Raw genomic sequence first — 17,773 nt, 5'->3', positions numbered from 1 at the left:
GGATTAAACGATGAGCAAACCTAAGCGCGAACGGAGCCTCGCCGAGAACGAGGCCAAGGCGGTCGCCCGGATGCTGCGGGTGAGCCCGCAGAAGCTCAACCTGGTCGCCCAGCTCATTCGCGGCCGGAAGGCGGCTGCTGCGCTCGCCGACCTGCAGTTTTCGCGCAAGCGGATCGCGGTTGACGTGAAGAAGTGCCTGGAATCGGCTATCGCCAATGCCGAGAACAACCACGACCTCGATGTCGACGATCTCGTCGTGGCGCAGGCGTTCGTCGGCAACGGCCTCGTGATGAAGCGCTTTGCCGCCCGCGGCCGTGGCCGCTCGGGCCGTGTCTACAAACCATTTTCGCAGCTGACGATCATTGTTCGTCAGGTCGAAGCCGAAGCAGCAGCGGCTTAAGGGTCGCAGGAGAAAACGATGGGTCAAAAGATCAATCCAATCGGTCTGCGTCTCGGCATCAACCGGACCTGGGATTCCCGCTGGTTCGCCGGCAAGCAGGAATACGGCAAGCTGCTGCACGAGGACGTCAAGATCCGCGAGATCCTGCACAAGGAGCTCAAGCAGGCGGCCGTCGCCCGCATCGTGATCGAGCGTCCGCACAAGAAGTGCCGCGTCACCATCCACTCGGCTCGTCCGGGCGTGGTGATCGGCAAGAAGGGCGCCGACATCGATAAGCTGCGCAAGAAGGTCGCGGACATCACCTCGTCCGACGTCGTCATCAACATCGTCGAGATCCGCAAGCCGGAGCTCGATGCGACGCTGGTGGCCGAGTCGATCGCGCAGCAGCTCGAGCGCCGCGTGGCGTTCCGCCGTGCCATGAAGCGCGCCGTGCAGTCGGCGATGCGTCTCGGCGCGGAAGGCATCCGCATCAACTGCTCGGGTCGTCTGGGCGGCGCGGAAATCGCGCGCATGGAGTGGTACCGCGAAGGTCGCGTGCCGCTGCACACGCTGCGCGCCGACATCGACTACGGCGTTGCGACCGCGTTCACGACCTTCGGCACCTGCGGTGTCAAGGTCTGGATCTTCAAAGGCGAGATCCTCGAGCACGATCCGATGGCCCAGGACAAGAGAATGGCCGAAGGCGAGACCGGCGGCGGTGGTGATCGCGGTGGCCGTGGGCGCCGTGACAACGCTGCGGCCTGACGCCAGCACAGAGAATTTGAGGGCTTGAAGCCATGATGCAACCTAAGAAAACGAAGTTCCGGAAGGCGCATAAGGGCCGTATCCACGGCGTTGCGTCTTCGGGTGCGACGTTGGCCTTCGGCCAGTTCGGCCTGAAGGCGACCGAGCCGGAGCGCGTTACCGCGCGCCAGATCGAAGCCGCTCGCCGCGCGCTGACCCGCCACATGAAGCGCGCCGGCCGCGTCTGGATCCGCGTGTTCCCCGACGTTCCGGTGTCGAAGAAGCCGGCCGAAGTCCGCATGGGCTCCGGCAAGGGTGCTCCGGAACTGTGGGTCGCGCGCGTCAAGCCCGGCCGGGTGCTGTTCGAGATCGACGGCGTCAACACCCAGACGGCGCGTGAAGCGCTGACCCTGGCGGCCGCCAAGCTGCCGATCAAGACGCGCTTCGTCGAGCGCATTGCGGAGTAATGGCCATGGCCCAGATGAAGATCGAAGACATCCGTGCATTGAGCCCTGATCAGCAGGATGACGCCATCCTGAATCTGAAGAAGGAGCGCTTCAACCTGCGCTTCCAGCGCGCCACCGGGCAGCTCGAGAACACCTCGCGCCTGCGCGAGGCTCGCCGTGACATCGCCCGCATCAAGACCGTCGCCGCGCAGAAGCGCGCGAAAGAGAAGTAAGGGGCTTACGAATATGCCGAAACGTACTTTGCAAGGCGTGGTCGTCAGCGACAAGACTGCCAAGACCGTTGTGGTGCGCGTCGATCGCCGCTTCACGCACCCGATCTACAAGAAGACGATCCGCCGTTCGAAGAACTACCACGCGCACGACGAGGACAACCAGTTCAAGCCGGGCGACATGGTGTGGATCGAGGAAACCAAGCCGATTTCGAAGTTGAAGCGCTGGATCGTGATCCGGGGCGAACACAAGAAAAGCGCCTGATCTGTTGGCTTTAGCCGACTGACTTCAGGAAAATGTTGAGCGCCGGCTGGGCTGGCGCAAGAGAGAAGAGGACGAGGTGCATCAATGATTCAGATGCAGACCAACCTCGACGTGGCCGACAATTCTGGCGCACGCCGTGTCATGTGTATCAAGGTGCTCGGAGGCTCCAAGCGCCGCTACGCCACGATCGGCGACATCATCGTCGTCTCGATCAAGGAAGCGATTCCGCGTGGCAAGGTGAAGAAGGGCGACGTGATGAAGGCCGTCGTGGTGCGCGTCCGCAAGGACATCCGCCGCGCCGACGGTTCGGTCATCCGCTTCGACCGCAACGCCGCCGTTCTGATCAACAACCAGTCCGAGCCGGTCGGCACCCGTATCTTCGGGCCCGTGCCGCGCGAGCTGCGCGCGAAGAACCACATGAAGATCATCTCGCTCGCGCCGGAGGTGCTGTGATGGCTGCGAAGATCCGCAAGGGCGACAAGGTCGTCGTGCTGACCGGTCGCGACAAGGGTCGCACCGGCGAAGTATTCGAGGTTCGCCCGGACGCCGGCACGGCGCTGGTGCGCGGTATCAACATGGTCAAGCGTCATCAGAAGCAGACGCAGGCCCAGGAGGGCGGCATCATCTCGAAGGAGTCGCCGATCCAACTGTCCAACATCGCGTTCGTCGGCAAGGATGGAAAGCCGACCCGCGTCGGATTCAAGATTCTGGCGGACGGCAAGAAGGTCCGCATCGCCAAGAGCTCGGGAGCTGAGATCGATGGCTGAGGTCGCTTACACGCCGCGCCTGCGCGCGGAATATGACGCGAAGATCCGGACGGAAATGACCGAGAAGTTCGGTTATGAGAACGTCATGCAGGTTCCGCGTCTGGACAAGGTCGTGCTGAACATGGGCGTTGGCGACTCCGTCAACGACCGTAAGAAGGCCGAGAACGCCGCCGCTGAGTTGACGCTGATCGCCGGCCAGAAGGCGATCGTGACCTATTCGCGTATCGCGATCGCGACCTTCAAGCTGCGTGAGAACCAGCCGATCGGCTGCAAGGTCACGCTGCGCAAGGCCCGCATGTACGAGTTCATCGATCGCCTGGTGACGGTCGCGCTGCCGCGCGTCCGCGACTTCCGCGGCCTGAACCCGAAGAGCTTCGACGGCCGCGGCAACTACTCGCTCGGCCTCAAGGAACACATCATTTTCCCCGAGATCGACTTCGACAAGGTCACGGAAGCCCGCGGTATGGACATCACCGTCTGCACCACGGCCAAGACCGACGACGAGGCGAGGGCCTTGTTGACCGCTTTCAATTTCCCGTTCCGGCAGTGAGACGCTGACCTAAAGCCTCTCAAACGCGGATACCCAGGAGCCAAGCATGGCAAAGAAGAGTTCAGTCGAGAAGAACAACCGGCGCAAGCGGATGGCGAAGAACGCCGCCCCGAAGCGCGAGCGGTTGAAGGCGATCATCGCCGACAAGACGCTGCCGATGGAGGAGCGGTTCGCCGCCACCCTGAAGCTTGCGGAAATGCCGCGCAACTCGTCGGCGACCCGCATCCGTCTGCGTTGCGAGCTGTCGGGCCGTTCGCGCTCGAACTACCGCAAGACCAAACTGTCTCGCATCGCGATGCGCGACCTTGGCTCCAAGGGCATGGTCCCGGGCCTCGTGAAGTCCAGCTGGTAAGGAGGGTCGTTTAGATGTCTACGCACGATCCAATCAGCGATCTGATCACCCGTATCCGCAACGCGCAGATGCGCTCCAAGAGCAAGGTCTCGACGCCTGGTTCGAAGATGCGCGAGAATGTGCTCGAAGTGCTCAAGACCGAGGGCTACATCCGCGGTTACGCCACGCTCGAGCACTCCTCGGGCCGCAGTGAGATCGAGATCGAGCTGAAGTATTTCGACGGCGAGCCCGTCATCCGCGAGATCGAACGAGTCTCCAAGCCCGGGCGTCGTGTTTACGCCTCGGTGAAGGCTCTGCCGCGGGTCAACAACGGGCTCGGCATTTCGGTGTTGTCGACGCCGAAGGGGATCATGGCCGACCACAGCGCGCGCGAAGCGAATGTGGGCGGCGAAGTTCTCTTCACGGTGTTCTGAGAAGGATTGTTGATCCATGTCACGTGTTGGCAAAAGGCCTGTGGCGGTTCCGTCGGGTGTGACCGCGACCGTCGACGGGCAGACCGTCAAGATGAAGGGGCCCAAGGGCCAGCTTCAGTTCGTCGTCCATAACGACGTCGAGGTGAAGCTCGAGAACGGCCAGGTCAAGGTGAACCCGCGGGTCGAGACCAACCGCGCGCGGGCGCTGTACGGTACCGCTAGCGCCCAGGTCGCGAATCTGGTCGAAGGCGTCACCAAGGGCTTTGAGAAGAAGCTCGAAATCACCGGCGTCGGTTACCGCGCCGCGATGCAGGGCAAGAACCTGCAGCTCGCGCTCGGTTACAGCCACGACGTGGTCTACGCGATCCCGGAAGGGATCACGATCACCGTGCCGAAGCCGACTGAGATCACGGTGACCGGCAGCGACATCCAGCGTGTCGGCCAGGTCGCCGCCGAGATTCGCTCCTATCGTCCGCCGGAGCCCTACAAGGGCAAGGGCGTGAAGTATGTTGGCGAATTCATCTTCCGCAAGGAAGGCAAGAAGAAGTAACGGAGCCGGTCATGTCCAAAGCCAAGGTTACCAATGCCCGGCGCAAGCGGAGTGTGCGGCTGAAGCTGCGCCGCTCCGGTGGCGGTCGTCCGCGTCTGTCGGTGTTTCGCTCGTCCAAGCACATCTACGCCCAGGTCATCGACGACCTGAAGGGCGAGACGCTGGCCTCTGCCTCGTCGCTCGAGAAGTCGATGCGCGACGGCGGCAAGACCGGCGCCGACATCGATGCGGCGAAGGCGGTCGGCAAGCTGCTGGCCGAGCGCGCCGCCGAGAAGGGCGTCAAGGAAGTCGTGTTCGATCGCGGCAGCTACCTCTACCACGGGCGCGTCAAGGCACTGGCCGACGCTGCGCGTGAGAGCGGGCTGAGCTTCTAACAGAATTTGAGGATTGAGGCGCAAGCCTCTGAAGGATTGGAAAAATGGCAGAACGCGAACAACGTGGTGGACGCGATCAACGCGGCGGCGGCGGACGTGAACGCCGGGAGGAGCGCGACAGCGAGTTCGTCGACAAGCTCGTCCACATCAATCGCGTGGCAAAGGTCGTCAAGGGCGGCAAGCGCTTCGGTTTCGCAGCGCTGGTTGTGATTGGCGACCAGAAGGGCCGCGCCGGCTTCGGTCACGGCAAGGCGCGCGAAGTGCCTGAGGCGATCCGCAAGGCGACTGAATCCGCCAAGCGCAACCTGACTCGCGTGTCGCTGCGCGAGGGCCGTACGCTGCATCACGACATCGCCGGCCGTCATGGCGCGGGCCGTGTCTACCTGCGTGCTGCTCCGGCCGGTACCGGCATCATCGCCGGCGGCCCGATGCGCGCCGTGTTCGAGACGCTCGGCGTCCAGGACGTGGTCGCGAAGTCGATCGGCTCGTCGAACCCCTACAACATGGTTCGCGCAACCTTCGACGCGCTGAAGCATCAGGATTCGCCGCGTTCGGTCGCAGCCCGCCGCAATATCAAGGTGTCCACCCTCCAGTCCCGCCGTATCGGCGGTGACGCCGAGGCGGCTGCCGACTAACGGAAGCTTTTCGGAGTAGACTCCCATGGCCAAGGCAGCAAAGACGATCAAGCTCGAGCAGACCGGCAGCGCGATCCGCCGCCATCACTCGCAGCGTTCGACGCTGATCGGACTCAAGCTCAACAAGATCGGCCGCACCAGCGAACTGCCGGACACCCCGGCGGTTCGTGGCATGATCGAGAAGGTTCACCATCTCGTTCGCATCGTCGACGAGAAGTAAGCAAAGGCGCAGGATCCCGAAAAGCGGGCACCCGTTTTCGGTGAAGATCATGCGCAAGAAACAAGGAGCAGGGCGATGAAGCTCAGCGATATCGCCGACAACGCCGGCTCGCGCAAGAAGCGTATGCGCGTCGGCCGTGGCATTGGTTCGGGCAAAGGCAAGCAGTCCGGCCGCGGTGGCAAGGGCCAGACCGCGCGTTCGGGCGTGCGCATCAAGGGTTTCGAAGGCGGCCAGATGCCGATGCATCGCCGTCTGCCCAAGCGCGGCTTCAACAACATCTTCCGCGTCGAGTTCGCCGAGATCAATCTCGACCGGCTCCAGGAAGCGGTCGATGCCAAGAAGATCGACGCCGGCAGCGTCGTGAACGTCGAGGCCCTGGTGAAGGGCGGCGTGCTGCGCCGCGCCAAGGCCGGCGTGCGACTGCTCGGCCGCGGCGAGCTCAAGTCGAAGCTCAACATCGAAGTGCACGGCGCCACGAAGACCGCGATCGCCGCGGTCGAGAAGGCCGGCGGCTCGGTGAAGATCCTCGCCCCTGCCAAGGAAGAAGGCGAGGCGGCGTAACAACTGCGTCATTGGCCCGCGGCTCGCGGGCCTTTACGCGTGTGGGACGTGGACTTATCGAAGCCGAGCCCCAGATAATGTCCGGCGTCCGCTAGAGTAGCCCGGCCGCGGGCATGACGGCGCAATAGGCGGCGGGAGAAAGTCCAAGATGGCCTCTGCAGCGGAACAACTGGCAGCCAATCTCAATTTCGGTGCGTTTGCCAAGGCTGACGAACTGAAGAAGCGCATCTGGTTTACCCTGGGTGCGCTGCTCGTTTATCGGCTCGGGACCTACATCCCGCTTCCCGGCATCGATCCCAACATTTGGGAACAGGTGTTCCGCTCCCAGGCGGGCGGCATCCTCGGCATGTTCAACATGTTCGCCGGCGGCGGTATCCACCGCATGGCGATCTTCGCGCTGAACATCATGCCGTATATCTCGGCCTCGATCATCATCCAGCTCCTCACCACCGTCTCGCCGCAGCTCGAGGCGCTGAAGAAGGAAGGTGAGTCCGGCCGCAAGCTGCTGAACCAGTACACCCGCTATCTCACCGTGATCTTGGCCGCGTTCCAGTCCTATGGCATCGCGGTGGGCCTCGAAGGCGCCGGCAACGTCGTCAGCGACCCCGGCATGTTCTTCCGCCTGTCCACGGCGATCACGCTGACCGGTGGCACCATGTTCCTGATGTGGCTGGGTGAGCAGATCACCTCGCGCGGCATCGGCAACGGCATCTCGTTGATCATTCTCGCCGGCATCGTCGCCGAGCTGCCCGCGGCGCTCGCCAACATGCTCGAGCTCGGCCGTCAGGGTGCGATGTCGACCGGCCTGATCCTGGTCGTCATCATCATGGCGGTCGCCGTGATCGCCTTCATCGTGTTCATGGAGCGCGCCCAGCGCCGGCTGCTGATCCAGTATCCGAAGCGCCAGGTCGGCAACAAGATGTTCGAGGGCCAGTCCTCGCATCTGCCGCTCAAGCTCAACACCTCGGGCGTGATCCCGCCGATCTTCGCGTCCTCGCTGCTGCTGCTGCCGACCACGGTTGCCAACTTCAACGCCGGCAGCGGGCCGGAATGGTTCCAGTGGATCACGACCCAGCTCGGCCACGGCCGTCCGCTGTTCCTGATCATGTATCTCGCGCTGATCGTGTTCTTCGCGTTCTTCTACACCGCGATCGTGTTCAACCCGACGGAGACCGCTGACAATCTGAAGAAGCATGGCGGCTTCATTCCTGGCATCCGTCCGGGCGAGCGCACCGCGGAATATATCGACTACGTGCTGTCGCGCATCACCGTGCTCGGCGCGATTTATCTGGCGATCGTCTGCTTGATCCCGGAAATCCTGATCTCCTATGCCTCGGTGCCGTTCTACTTCGGCGGCACCTCGCTGCTGATCGTCGTCAGCGTCACCATGGACACGGTGGCGCAGGTGCAGGGCTATCTGCTGGCGCATCAGTATGAGGGCCTGATCCGGAAGTCGAAGCTGCGCGGCCGCCGCCGCTAAGCGCGGGTGTTCTCCGAGGGCGGCGCGACAGCGCCGCCGATTCGCCGCGCGAGCAACGCGCGGCGCCCGCCGAGGCGACCAGTCAGCCATTCCAAGACATCGGCAGAGCTGCTCTCCCTGCGACGCAATCACTGATTTCAAAGGCCTTCTTGGCGTCCTGGCATTTGCTCCCCTATGATATGGGTAGCGGTGCGACGCCGATTATGATTTGCACTGTCATTGGACTTCAAACACAGGTGCGCGACGTATCGCTCACCAATCCGGGGGGCGTACGCCGATGAGAATTATACTTCTGGGACCGCCGGGGTCGGGCAAGGGGACCCAGGCGCAACTGCTGGTGCAGCGCTATGGCATCGTCCAGCTCTCGACCGGAGAGATGCTGCGCGCGGCCGTTGCGGCGGGAACGCCGGTCGGGCTGAAGGCCAAGGAGATCATGGCCAGCGGCGGCCTCGTGCCCGACGAGATCGTGGTGGGAATCATCTCCGACCGCATCGACCAGCCGGACGCCAAGAACGGTTTCATCCTCGACGGCTTCCCGCGCACCGTGCCGCAGGCCGAGGCGCTGGATGAGCTGCTCAAGCAAAAGCATCTCAAGCTCGACGCTGTGGTCGAGCTCCGCGTCAACGAGAGCGCGCTGCTGAGTCGCGTCGAGACCCGCGTCGCCCAGATGCGGGAGCGCGGGGAGGAGGTCCGGGTCGACGACACCCCAGAGGTCCTGACCAAGCGACTCGCCAGCTACCGCAGCCAGACGGAACCGCTGATTCACTACTATTCCGAGCGGCGGAAGCTCTCGACCATCGACGGCATGATGGCCATCGACGAGGTCACCCGCGCGATTCATCGCCAGCTTCTGGCGCTGGGGGCGGTCGAACCCAAGACGCACGGCAAGGCCCAAGCGCGCAGCGCGGCCAAGTCGACGCCCGCCAAGAAAGGTGCCAAGAAGGCCAAGGTAGCCAAAAAACCGGCGAAAACCGCCAAAAAGGCTGCCAAATCCGCTAAAAAGGCCGCCAAGAAGGCCGTAAAGGGCGCCAAGAAGGCGGCCAAGAAAGCGGTCAAAAAGGCAGCCAAAACGACCGCCAAGAAGGCTGTCAAAAAAGGTGCCAAAAAGGCCGCAAAAAAGGTCACGAAAAAGCGAGCTAAGCGCTAGCAGCGGTTGACGAAAGCCCCCTGAATCCCCTAATAAGCCCCGCATCCAAGTCGGATAGTTTCAAACGATGCCGGGCCCCAGGAAGACCAGGGGTGGGCGTCGTGTTCGCGTTTGTGAACACCTGCCCGAGAAACCAAGCACTTAAAGCCTGATTCCTGACGAGGGATCGGCAACAGGAGAGAAGGCCGTGGCCCGTATTGCCGGCGTGAACATTCCGACCAACAAGCGCGTGCTGATCGCGCTCCAGTACATCCATGGCATCGGCCAGAAGATCGCTGGTGAGATCCTGGAGAAGGTGAAGATCCCCGAGGATCGTCGCGTCAACCAGCTCAGCGATGCCGAAGTGCTCCAGATCCGCGAAGTGATCGACCGCGACTATCTCGTCGAGGGCGACCTGCGTCGTGAGGTCGGCATCAACATCAAGCGTCTGATGGACCTCGGCTGCTATCGCGGCCTGCGTCATCGTCGTGGCCTGCCGGTGCGCGGTCAGCGTACCCACACCAATGCGCGTACGCGCAAGGGGCCGGCCAAGGCCATCGCCGGCAAGAAGAAGTAAGTTTTCGAATCCAATCGCGGCGTGTGGCGAACAGGGGACATCCCGTTCGCCACGCGCCTTTCGTTCCACAGGTGTAGCCGCTGGCATTACGGCGGCGTTTGAGATCTTCAGGAAAGGTACTCTATGGGCAAGGAAGCCACCCGCGTTCGCCGTCGTGAGCGCAAGAACATCGCCTCCGGCGTCGCGCACGTGAACTCGTCGTTCAACAACACGACCATCACCATCACCGACGCGCAGGGCAACACGATTGCCTGGTCCTCCGCCGGCACGATGGGCTTCAAGGGTTCGCGCAAGTCGACCCCGTACGCTGCGCAGGTTGCCGCCGAGGACGTGTCGAAGAAGGCGCAGGAGCACGGCATGCGCACGCTCGAAGTCGAAGTCGCGGGTCCCGGTTCGGGTCGCGAGTCGGCGCTCCGTGCGCTTCAGGCCGCGGGCTTCACCGTCACCTCGATCCGCGACGTGACCACGATCCCGCACAACGGTTGCCGTCCCCGCAAGCGTCGGCGCGTTTGATACCAAGTTGCGGGCGCATTGGTCGCCCGCAATGACTTTTTGCAAAGCCGCGCGAATGATCCGCGGCCTTTCTCCAACGCCAGTGTCTGCACTAGCAGTTTGACTGGCCTGTATGGGTGAAACAGTGACGATCCAGAAAAATTGGCAAGAACTGATTCGGCCGAACAAGCTCCAGATCCAGCCCGGTAGCGATTCGAACCGTTTCGCGACCATCGTCGCCGAGCCGCTCGAGCGCGGCTTCGGCCAGACACTCGGCAACGCGCTGCGCCGTATCCTGCTCTCCTCGCTCCAGGGCGCGGCGGTGCAGTCGGTGCACATCGACGGCGTGCTGCACGAGTTCTCCTCGATCGCGGGTGTCCGTGAAGACGTCACCGACATCGTGCTCAACATCAAGGACATCTCGATCAAGATGCAGGGCGAAGGCCCCAAGCGCATGGTCGTGAAGAAGCAGGGCCCGGGCGTCGTCACCGCCGGCGACATCCAGACCGTGGGCGATGTGGTCGTGCTCAACCCGGACCTCCAGATCTGCACGCTCGACGAGGGCGCCGAGATCCGCATGGAGTTCACGGTCGCCACCGGCAAGGGCTACGTGCCCGCCGAGCGCAACCGTCCCGAGGACGCGCCGATCGGACTGATCCCGGTCGACAGCCTGTACTCGCCGGTCCGCAAGGTCTCCTACAAGGTCGAGAACACCCGTGAGGGCCAGATCCTCGACTACGACAAGCTGACCATGACGATCGAGACCAACGGCGCGCTGACGCCGGATGACTCGGTGGCTTATGCCGCCCGCATCCTGCAGGATCAGCTCAACGTGTTCGTCAACTTCGAAGAGCCGCGCAAGGAAGTCGCCCAGGAGATCATCCCGGACCTCGCCTTCAACCCGGCCTTCCTCAAGAAGGTGGACGAGCTCGAGCTGTCGGTGCGTTCGGCCAACTGCTTGAAGAACGACAACATCGTCTACATCGGCGACCTCGTGCAGAAGAGCGAAGCGGAAATGCTCCGCACCCCGAACTTCGGCCGCAAGTCGCTGAACGAGATCAAGGAAGTGCTGGCCCAGATGGGGCTGCATCTCGGCATGGAAGTGCCGGGCTGGCCGCCGGAGAACATCGACGAGCTCGCCAAGCGCTTCGAGGATCACTACTGATCTGAACTCACAACAGGCGAAAGCGCGACTTCATCGCGCTTTCGCGGGCGAACGCAGGCAGCCCACCTGAGCAACAAGTCCGACGAACCGTCGCGACGAAGACAAATCAAGGAATAGATCAATGCGTCACGGCAAGGTTCACCGGAAGCTCAACCGCACTGCCGAGCATCGCCGCGCGATGTTCGCCAATATGTGCGCCGCGCTGATCAAGCACGAGCAGATCGTCACCACGCTGCCCAAGGCCAAGGAACTCCGTCCGATCGTCGAGAAGCTCGTCACCCTCGGCAAGAAGGGTGGCCTTGCCATGCGCCGCCAGGCGATCTCCGAGATGCGCGACAAGGACCAGGTCAAGAAGCTGTTCGACACCCTCGCGCCCCGTTACAAGGATCGTCAGGGCGGATACACCCGCATCATCAAGGCCGGCTTCCGCTACGGCGACAACGCCGCGATGGCCGTGATCGAGTTCGTCGATCGCGACGTCGATGCCAAGGGCCAGGACTCCGGTCCGGTGCAGGAGAAGGAAGCCGAGGCGGCGTAAGCCGGCCGGTACCTCAGTTTTCAGAAAGCGGCGCCCTCTGGGGCGCCGCTTTTTTGTATGGCGCGGCGATATCTCATGCCGCGCATCGTCTGGTGAACGCGATTCCGGCCGGGGGGCTGTCGATGAGGATTGTGCTTGGGATCGCGCTGGCGCTGTTGATGTCGCCGGCCTCTAGCGAGACGCTGGTCGAACGCGGTGCCTATCTCGTCAACAGCGTGATGGTCTGCCACAACTGCCACACGCCGCGCGGGCCGCAGGGCCTCGATCTGTCGCGCGCGCTCGCGGGCGGCAGCCAGGTCTTCGATGAGCCTGCCTTCAAGGTCACCGGCTCCAACATCACGCCGGACAAGGACACCGGCATCGGCAACTGGAGCGATGCCGAGCTGAAGCGGTTTCTGGTCAGCGGCAACAGGCCGAACGGGACCAAGGTCGCGCCGATCATGCCGACCGCGTTCTACACGGTGCTCACGGCCCGGGATCTCGATGCGCTCGCGGCTTACCTGCGCTCAGTACCCGCAGTGCGCCACGAAACGCCGGCGCCAGAATACAGGATCGCGCTGAAGCCGGAAACGCCGACCTATGCTGGCAAGCAGGCGACCGAGGCCGAGCTCTCCGACAAGCTCGCGCGCGGCCGCTATCTCCTGACCATCGCCCATTGCCTGGAATGCCACACGCCGGAGGGCCCGTCCGCCGTGCATGATTTCGCGGGTGCGAGCGGCAAGGGTGGCCGGACATTCAAGGGGCCGTGGGGCGAATCCGTCTCCCCCAACATCACCGCGGATCCCGCGGTCGGTATTGGGCAGTGGAGCGACGACGAAATCAAACGTGCGATTACGCAAGGCATCGCGCGCGACGGCCACAAGCTCAAGCCGCCGATGGCCTATGCTGCCTACGCCAGCATGACGGCCCAGGATCTCGATGCCATCGTCGCGTTTCTCAGGACGCTACCGCCGCGGCAATAGTGCCGTTGGGTGGGCAAGGGTGCGCTCTTCGCGCGCCGTGCCCACCATTTCGCTTTCAACTCGTGGCGAAAAGGTGGGCACGCTTCCGCCTTCGTTCTTCGAGCTGCGGCGGACAAATCGCTTTGTCCCACCCTACGATTTCGCGTTTGTGGCGATTGAAGCGGCGTGCGCTGGACACGATATCCGCTTCAGCAACAATGGAGATGATTCATGAAGATCGACCTTTCCGGAAAGACCGCCCTCGTGACCGGCTCCACCGCCGGCATCGGCCACGCCATCGCAAAAGGTCTCGCCGCGTCCGGCGCGAGCGTGGTCATCAACGGTCGCGGCCAGGACAAGGTCGATGCCGCCGTGCGCAAGCTGGAAGGGGCGGGCCTTAAGGTCCGCGGCATCGCCGCCGACGTCTCGACCGCTTCGGGCTGCAAGGCGCTTGTGGCGGCGCTGCCGGAGGTCGACATCCTCATCAACAACGCCGGCATCTTCGAGCCAAAAGACTTCTTCGAGATCCCTGACGAGGACTGGAGCCGCTTCTTCGAGCCCCGCGGGTCACTTCAAATTCCTCCGGGTGTGGTCAGTCAAATTCCTCCACCCGCGAGGCAGGACAAGGGACTGTTAGTTTGAGTTTGTTTCCCGGGCAAGAGCTTCAGCGGCTTCTTTGAGCCGATAGCTGCGTCCGTCGAACTCAAGCAGATGGCAATGATGCATAAGGCGATCGAGGATCGTCGTGCTCATAGTGTTGTCCCCAAGGTATGCCCCCCAATCCTGCACGACGCGATTGGAGGTGACGATGACGCTGCGGCGCAGTTTGTAACGCTGATGGATCAGGGTCTGCAGCAAAGTGCCGGCGTCGTCGGGGATGGCGCGTGCGAGGAATAGATCGTCCAGCACGAGGAGATCGCAGTCGATGATGGTTCGCAGCCGGACCTCGCGTTGTGCCGGAGAGTTCAGGGCGTAGCGGTGGAAGAAGTCGTCGGTCTCAAGATACTGGACCTTGTGGCTTTGCAGGATCGCCTGATAGGCAATCGCCTTGGCGATGTGCGACTTCCCGGTGCCAGGTTTGCCAACAAGCAGAGCGTTCTCGCCAGCGGCAATGAACGCCAGGGTGTGGAGCTGGAAGCAGGTCTGACGTGGCAGTTTGGGATTGAAGGACCAGTCGAACTCGGCGAGCGTCAGCTTTTCGTCGAGCCCGGATTGCTGGTATCGCCGCTCGATAAGACGGGACTGACGACGGTCCAGTTCATCCTGCAGGATAAGGGAGAAGGTCTCGAGGAAGGGCTGGTTGGCGCCCTGCGCCTGGAGCACGCGCGTCTGCAGCGTGTCGCGGACACCCGACAGGCGCAGCTGTCGTAGGCAACGCTCAATTTCCGGCATGGTCATCATGTGGCTAGGTCTCCAGTTTAAGGTGAGAAGGTGCAGCGGGAGCGCTCGTGGCGCCGGAGTTGGCCGGGGTTGCGCAGGCGACACGAGCGCGGATTGCCGTGGCGTGATCGTCGTGAGCCTCGGCCTGCCGACCATTGTCGTCGGCGTCGCGCCGCACAGCGCGGCTGAAGAGGTCGCCGTATTCCGCGGGGGTACGGATCAGCGGATGATCCTGGGTGAGCGGCGATGCCGGCTGTGGCGTCACTCCAACCTGCTCGATCGCCTGTTCGAACAACCGCTCGACGGTCGCACGCACGTGCTTGTAGCGGTAGATGCGGTTGTCGATGGCGTGCGCGCAGGCCTGCTCGACCAGCCGCGCCGGATACTTCCGGCCCAGCCCGACAATGCCCCACATCGCGCGCTGTCCGGGGCGCCCTTCGGTGTCGAACACCTGCTGGCACAAGGCCCTGGTCTGCGGTCCGATGCGCTCGGCGCTCGCCAGCAGCACGGCGGTTTGCCGCGACGGGTTGAACGGCCGTTCGCTGGTCGGCAGGACGACAGAACCGGGGTGCGCCATCCGGGAATGAACACGCAGCAGCGCACGGGTGTGGCGATCACGGATCTCGATCGTGGTGGTGTAGATGCGCACGACGACCTGGCTGCCGATCGGCGCGGGCCGCGCGGCGTAATAGCTGTTGTCGACGCGTACGGTGGTGTCGTCGCAGACAGTCCGGACGACTTCGGTGAAGATGCGGAAGGGAGCGACAGGCAGCGGCCGCAGGTGCGGCTTCTCTTCCTGGAACATCGCCTCGACCTGACGGCGCGTGCTGCCGTGGATGCGTTTGGAAGCCCAGTTCTCCTCCCAGTGCCTCAAGAACTCGTTTTGCGCCTCCAGCGTCTCGAAGCGCCGTCCGGCCAGCGCAGTGCCCTGGGTATGTTGAATCGCATTCTCGACGCATCCTTTCCGATTTGGATCGGCCACGCGCGCGGGATCGGCGACCACGGCGTAATGAGCCAGCATCGCGCTGTAAATCGGGTTGAGCTGGGGCTCGTACAAATCCGGCTTGAGGACGCCTTCCTTCAGGTTGTCGAGCACGACATAGCTGGGGACCCCGCCAAAATACCGGAACGCCTCTTCGTGGAGCTGCGCCCAGACTTGTTGGCTGGACTTCCAGACTACCCGCCGGAAGCTGCGCCGCGAGTAGCGTAGCGTCATCACGAACAGGCGGGGACGACGGTACCGCCCGCTCTTCGGATCAACCGTCGGCGCGCCCTCGCCATAGTCGACCTGAGCTTCCTCGCCGGGGAGGAACTCAAGACGATCAAACTGCTCAGGATCAGCGTGCCGCAACCGGCGCACAAACCGCTTGACACTCTGGTAGCTGGACGGAAAGCCAAATTGATCAACCAGGTCCTGGTAAATCGCCTGCGCGTTCCGCTTCAGCCGGACCTGTTCTTCGATCCACGTCCGATGCGCTTCGCAAGCCGAACGGGCCAGGCTGCTGGTGACCGTCGCTTCCGATGTCCCAAAAGCCGGTGGTCGGGGTGGAGGAATTTGGCCGTCCGCGCTCACCGAGCCGGTGGTCACTTCCCCGGGGGAATTTGCCTCCGCACCGGCCCGCAGCGCCTGATAACGCCGGATCGTCTTGCGATCGACACCCGTCAGCCGGTGAATCTCGCGCTGGCTGGTGTTGCGATCAAGTAATGTAAGTACGGTGCTTTGCAGATGTCGCTTCAAGACGTTCAACTCCCCGGCCCCTTGCTGGCTAAAGGGGTCGAACATAAACGTCCTGCCTGACCGGCTACTGCTGTTCAGCGGCGCTGACGGCGATCATCAGGTGGGGGAGTTTCAAGTGACCATACCCGGGGGATTTTGACCGACCCACGGGGCTTCGAGGTCAACGTGATGAGCGGCGTGCGGCTGTCGCGCGCCTATATGAAGGGCATGCTCAAGCGCAACTGGGGCCGCATCGTCTTCATCTCATCGGAGTCCGGGCTCAACATTCCCGTCGAGATGATCCATTACGGCATGAGCAAGACGGCCCAGCTCTCGGTCGCCCGCGGCCTCGCGCAGCTCACCCGCGGCACCGGCGTCACCGTCAATTCCGTGCTGCCGGGTCCGACCATGTCGGAGGGCGTCGAGACCTTCGTGAAGGATCTCGCCAAGCAGAATGGCCAGTCGGTCGATGAGGCCGCGGCCAATTTCGTCAAGCAGCACCGCCCGAGCTCGCTGATCCAGCGCTTCGCCAGCGTCGACGAAATCGCCAACATGGTGGTCTATGTCGCGTCGAAGGAAGCGTCCGCGACCAACGGTGCGGCGCTGCGCGCGGAAGGCGGCATCGTTAACACGATCGCCTGAGACTACGCGAAGGCGTGGCACCGGAAGCGTGGCACCGTAGGGTGGGCAAAGCGACTTGTCCGCCGTAGCTCGAAGAGCGAAGGCGGAAGCGTGCCCACCACTTTTGTCGCACCCGTTGCGAGATGGTGGGCACGGCGCAAGTGCGCCTTTGCCCACCCTACGAAGCCGTAAGCACCTACCACCCCTCGAGCACGATCTTCCCGCGCGACTTGCCGCTTTCGAGCAGCGCATGCGCGCGCTTGAGGTTGGCCGCGTTGATCGTGCCAAAGGTCTGGTCGAGCGTGGTGCGCAGCACGCCCTTGTCGATGAGGTCGGAGACGTCGTTGAGCAGATGATGCTGCGCGATCATGTCGGGCGTCTGGAAAGAGGAGCGCGTGAACATCGATTCCCAGTGTACTGAGATCGCCTTGCCCTTGAAGGTGCTCACGGCGAACTCCGGGGGATCGTCGATCAGGCCGAACCGGCCCTGCGGCGCCATGAACTCGGCGATCGCCTTGTAGTGCTGGTCGGTGAAGGTAAGGCTCGCCACCAGCGCGACCGGCGGCAGCCTCAAGCTCTCGATCTGCTCCTTCATCGGCTTGCCGTGGTCGATCACCGCATGCGCGCCGAGATCGAGGCACCATTTTTGCGATTCCGGCCGCGTCGCCGTCGCGAGCACCGTGAGGCCCGTGAGGCGGCGCGCAAGCTGGATCAGGATCGAGCCGACGCCGCCGGCGCCGCCCGTGATCAGCAGCGTGCGTGGATCGACGCTCTTGCCGGGCACCGCGCCGAGCCGGTCGAACAGCAATTCCCAGGCGGTGATGGAGGTGAGGGGGAGGGCTGCGGCCTGCGCGAACGAGAGCGACTTCGGCTTGACGCCGACGATGCGCTCGTCGACCAGGTGGAATTCGGAATTGGTGCCCTGGCGCAGGATCGAGCCGGCGTAAAACACCTCGTCGCCCGGCTTGAACAGTGTGACGTCCGGACCCACGGCATCGACGACGCCGGCCGCGTCATAGCCAAGAATCTTCGTCTCGCCCGCGGGCGGGGCGGCACGCTTGCGTACCTTGTAATCAACCGGGTTGGCCGAGATGGCCTTCACGGCGACGCGGATATCGCGCCCCTTGGGCTCGGGCTTTGCGGTCTCGAAATCGATCAGCGCGTCCTGATCCTCGATCGGAAGCGATTTTTTGTAGCCGACGGCCTTCATGGCTTGTCTCCATCAAATGGCGCGTAGCTTGTGATCTGCG

25 protein-coding genes and 2 pseudogenes are annotated in these 17,773 nt (G+C 63.3%); 24 read left to right on the top strand and 3 right to left on the bottom strand.

Annotation, left to right across the window (positions count from 1 at the left end; genetic code table 11):
- Positions 1–10: 10 nt before the first annotated feature.
- The 23 genes and pseudogenes from rplV to J4G43_RS32180 all read left to right on the top strand — a co-directional run.
- Positions 11–400: a 50S ribosomal protein L22 gene (gene rplV / locus J4G43_RS32290; protein WP_011088147.1), complete on the top strand. Its 390-nt coding sequence runs from the start codon at positions 11–13 to the stop codon at positions 398–400.
- An 18-nt stretch (positions 401–418) separates the two neighbouring features.
- Positions 419–1,144 carry a 30S ribosomal protein S3 gene (gene rpsC, locus J4G43_RS32285; protein WP_063982580.1) on the top strand — a complete coding sequence of 242 codons (726 nt, stop codon included), beginning with the start codon at positions 419–421 and terminating at the stop codon, positions 1,142–1,144.
- 32 nt (positions 1,145–1,176) lie between these two features.
- A complete protein-coding gene (rplP, locus tag J4G43_RS32280; protein WP_063982581.1) occupies positions 1,177–1,590 on the top strand; it encodes a 50S ribosomal protein L16 in 414 nt (137 codons plus the stop codon).
- Between the two features lie 5 nt (positions 1,591–1,595).
- Positions 1,596–1,802: a 50S ribosomal protein L29 gene (rpmC, locus tag J4G43_RS32275; RefSeq protein ID WP_063986292.1), complete on the top strand. Its 207-nt coding sequence runs from the start codon at positions 1,596–1,598 to the stop codon at positions 1,800–1,802.
- 13 nt (positions 1,803–1,815) lie between these two features.
- A complete protein-coding gene (gene rpsQ, locus J4G43_RS32270; protein WP_063982582.1) occupies positions 1,816–2,064 on the top strand; it encodes a 30S ribosomal protein S17 in 249 nt (82 codons plus the stop codon).
- An 84-nt stretch (positions 2,065–2,148) separates the two neighbouring features.
- Positions 2,149–2,517 carry a 50S ribosomal protein L14 gene (rplN, locus tag J4G43_RS32265; RefSeq protein WP_007603030.1) on the top strand — a complete coding sequence of 123 codons (369 nt, stop codon included), beginning with the start codon at positions 2,149–2,151 and terminating at the stop codon, positions 2,515–2,517.
- Positions 2,517–2,831 carry a 50S ribosomal protein L24 gene (gene rplX / locus J4G43_RS32260; protein ID WP_063982583.1) on the top strand — a complete coding sequence of 105 codons (315 nt, stop codon included), beginning with the start codon at positions 2,517–2,519 and terminating at the stop codon, positions 2,829–2,831. The genes rplN and rplX overlap by 1 nt, the downstream gene beginning before the upstream one ends.
- Positions 2,824–3,381: a 50S ribosomal protein L5 gene (gene rplE / locus J4G43_RS32255; RefSeq protein ID WP_063982584.1), complete on the top strand. Its 558-nt coding sequence runs from the start codon at positions 2,824–2,826 to the stop codon at positions 3,379–3,381. Before rplX ends, rplE begins: the two co-directional genes overlap by 8 nt.
- A gap of 46 nt (positions 3,382–3,427) precedes the next feature.
- Positions 3,428–3,733: a 30S ribosomal protein S14 gene (gene rpsN, locus J4G43_RS32250; RefSeq protein WP_063982585.1), complete on the top strand. Its 306-nt coding sequence runs from the start codon at positions 3,428–3,430 to the stop codon at positions 3,731–3,733.
- Between the two features lie 14 nt (positions 3,734–3,747).
- Positions 3,748–4,146, top strand: a complete 399-nt coding sequence (gene rpsH, locus J4G43_RS32245; protein WP_008136338.1) for a 30S ribosomal protein S8 — start codon at positions 3,748–3,750, stop codon at positions 4,144–4,146.
- A 16-nt stretch (positions 4,147–4,162) separates the two neighbouring features.
- Positions 4,163–4,696, top strand: a complete 534-nt coding sequence (gene rplF / locus J4G43_RS32240; protein ID WP_208087428.1) for a 50S ribosomal protein L6 — start codon at positions 4,163–4,165, stop codon at positions 4,694–4,696.
- 11 nt (positions 4,697–4,707) lie between these two features.
- Positions 4,708–5,070: a 50S ribosomal protein L18 gene (rplR, locus tag J4G43_RS32235; RefSeq protein ID WP_007603036.1), complete on the top strand. Its 363-nt coding sequence runs from the start codon at positions 4,708–4,710 to the stop codon at positions 5,068–5,070.
- A gap of 44 nt (positions 5,071–5,114) precedes the next feature.
- Positions 5,115–5,705 carry a 30S ribosomal protein S5 gene (gene rpsE, locus J4G43_RS32230; RefSeq protein WP_028152981.1) on the top strand — a complete coding sequence of 197 codons (591 nt, stop codon included), beginning with the start codon at positions 5,115–5,117 and terminating at the stop codon, positions 5,703–5,705.
- A gap of 25 nt (positions 5,706–5,730) precedes the next feature.
- Positions 5,731–5,925 carry a 50S ribosomal protein L30 gene (gene rpmD, locus J4G43_RS32225; protein WP_011088137.1) on the top strand — a complete coding sequence of 65 codons (195 nt, stop codon included), beginning with the start codon at positions 5,731–5,733 and terminating at the stop codon, positions 5,923–5,925.
- Between the two features lie 75 nt (positions 5,926–6,000).
- Positions 6,001–6,486 (top strand): 50S ribosomal protein L15, encoded by a 486-nt coding sequence (gene rplO, locus J4G43_RS32220; protein WP_014494508.1) that lies wholly within the window; start codon positions 6,001–6,003, stop codon positions 6,484–6,486.
- Between the two features lie 148 nt (positions 6,487–6,634).
- Entirely contained in the window at positions 6,635–7,966 is a 1,332-nt protein-coding gene (secY, locus tag J4G43_RS32215) for a preprotein translocase subunit SecY (RefSeq protein ID WP_028152980.1), read from the top strand.
- A gap of 277 nt (positions 7,967–8,243) precedes the next feature.
- Positions 8,244–9,113, top strand: coding sequence for an adenylate kinase (locus tag J4G43_RS32210; RefSeq protein WP_208089470.1), 870 nt, complete (start codon positions 8,244–8,246; stop codon positions 9,111–9,113).
- 187 nt (positions 9,114–9,300) lie between these two features.
- On the top strand, positions 9,301–9,669 hold the full coding sequence (rpsM, locus tag J4G43_RS32205) for a 30S ribosomal protein S13 (RefSeq protein ID WP_014494511.1): 369 nt from the start codon (positions 9,301–9,303) through the stop codon (positions 9,667–9,669).
- Between the two features lie 123 nt (positions 9,670–9,792).
- Positions 9,793–10,182, top strand: coding sequence for a 30S ribosomal protein S11 (gene rpsK, locus J4G43_RS32200; RefSeq protein ID WP_007603045.1), 390 nt, complete (start codon positions 9,793–9,795; stop codon positions 10,180–10,182).
- A 112-nt stretch (positions 10,183–10,294) separates the two neighbouring features.
- Entirely contained in the window at positions 10,295–11,326 is a 1,032-nt protein-coding gene (locus J4G43_RS32195) for a DNA-directed RNA polymerase subunit alpha (protein ID WP_085405459.1), read from the top strand.
- A 121-nt stretch (positions 11,327–11,447) separates the two neighbouring features.
- Positions 11,448–11,864: a 50S ribosomal protein L17 gene (gene rplQ / locus J4G43_RS32190; RefSeq protein WP_015685415.1), complete on the top strand. Its 417-nt coding sequence runs from the start codon at positions 11,448–11,450 to the stop codon at positions 11,862–11,864.
- 122 nt (positions 11,865–11,986) lie between these two features.
- Positions 11,987–12,826 carry a c-type cytochrome gene (locus J4G43_RS32185; RefSeq protein WP_208087427.1) on the top strand — a complete coding sequence of 280 codons (840 nt, stop codon included), beginning with the start codon at positions 11,987–11,989 and terminating at the stop codon, positions 12,824–12,826.
- Positions 12,827–13,036: 210 nt separating this feature from the next.
- Positions 13,037–13,363 (top strand): annotated as a pseudogene (locus J4G43_RS32180) (SDR family NAD(P)-dependent oxidoreductase); the annotation flags it as partial.
- 75 nt (positions 13,364–13,438) lie between these two features.
- Here the strand turns inward: J4G43_RS32180 and istB are convergent.
- Complete coding sequence (istB, locus tag J4G43_RS32175) at positions 13,439–14,206, bottom strand: IS21-like element IS1631 family helper ATPase IstB (protein WP_038952109.1); 768 nt, start codon at positions 14,204–14,206, stop codon at positions 13,439–13,441.
- A gap of 4 nt (positions 14,207–14,210) precedes the next feature.
- Positions 14,211–15,968, bottom strand: coding sequence for an IS21-like element IS1631 family transposase (gene istA, locus J4G43_RS32170; protein ID WP_100214066.1), 1,758 nt, complete (start codon positions 15,966–15,968; stop codon positions 14,211–14,213).
- Positions 15,969–16,070: 102 nt separating this feature from the next.
- On the opposite strand from istA, the pseudogene J4G43_RS32165 reads away from it, so the two are divergent.
- Positions 16,071–16,544, top strand: a pseudogene (locus J4G43_RS32165) (SDR family NAD(P)-dependent oxidoreductase); the annotation flags it as partial.
- 175 nt (positions 16,545–16,719) lie between these two features.
- Here the strand turns inward: J4G43_RS32165 and J4G43_RS32160 are convergent.
- Positions 16,720–17,733, bottom strand: a complete 1,014-nt coding sequence (locus J4G43_RS32160; protein WP_208087426.1) for a zinc-binding alcohol dehydrogenase family protein — start codon at positions 17,731–17,733, stop codon at positions 16,720–16,722.
- Between the last annotated feature and the right edge of the window lie 40 nt (positions 17,734–17,773).

It is taken from the genome of Bradyrhizobium barranii subsp. barranii (assembly GCF_017565645.3).
In the GTDB taxonomy this organism is placed as follows: Bacteria; Pseudomonadota; Alphaproteobacteria; order Rhizobiales; family Xanthobacteraceae; genus Bradyrhizobium; species Bradyrhizobium barranii.
This window is presented reverse-complemented; position numbering and strand designations above follow the sequence as displayed.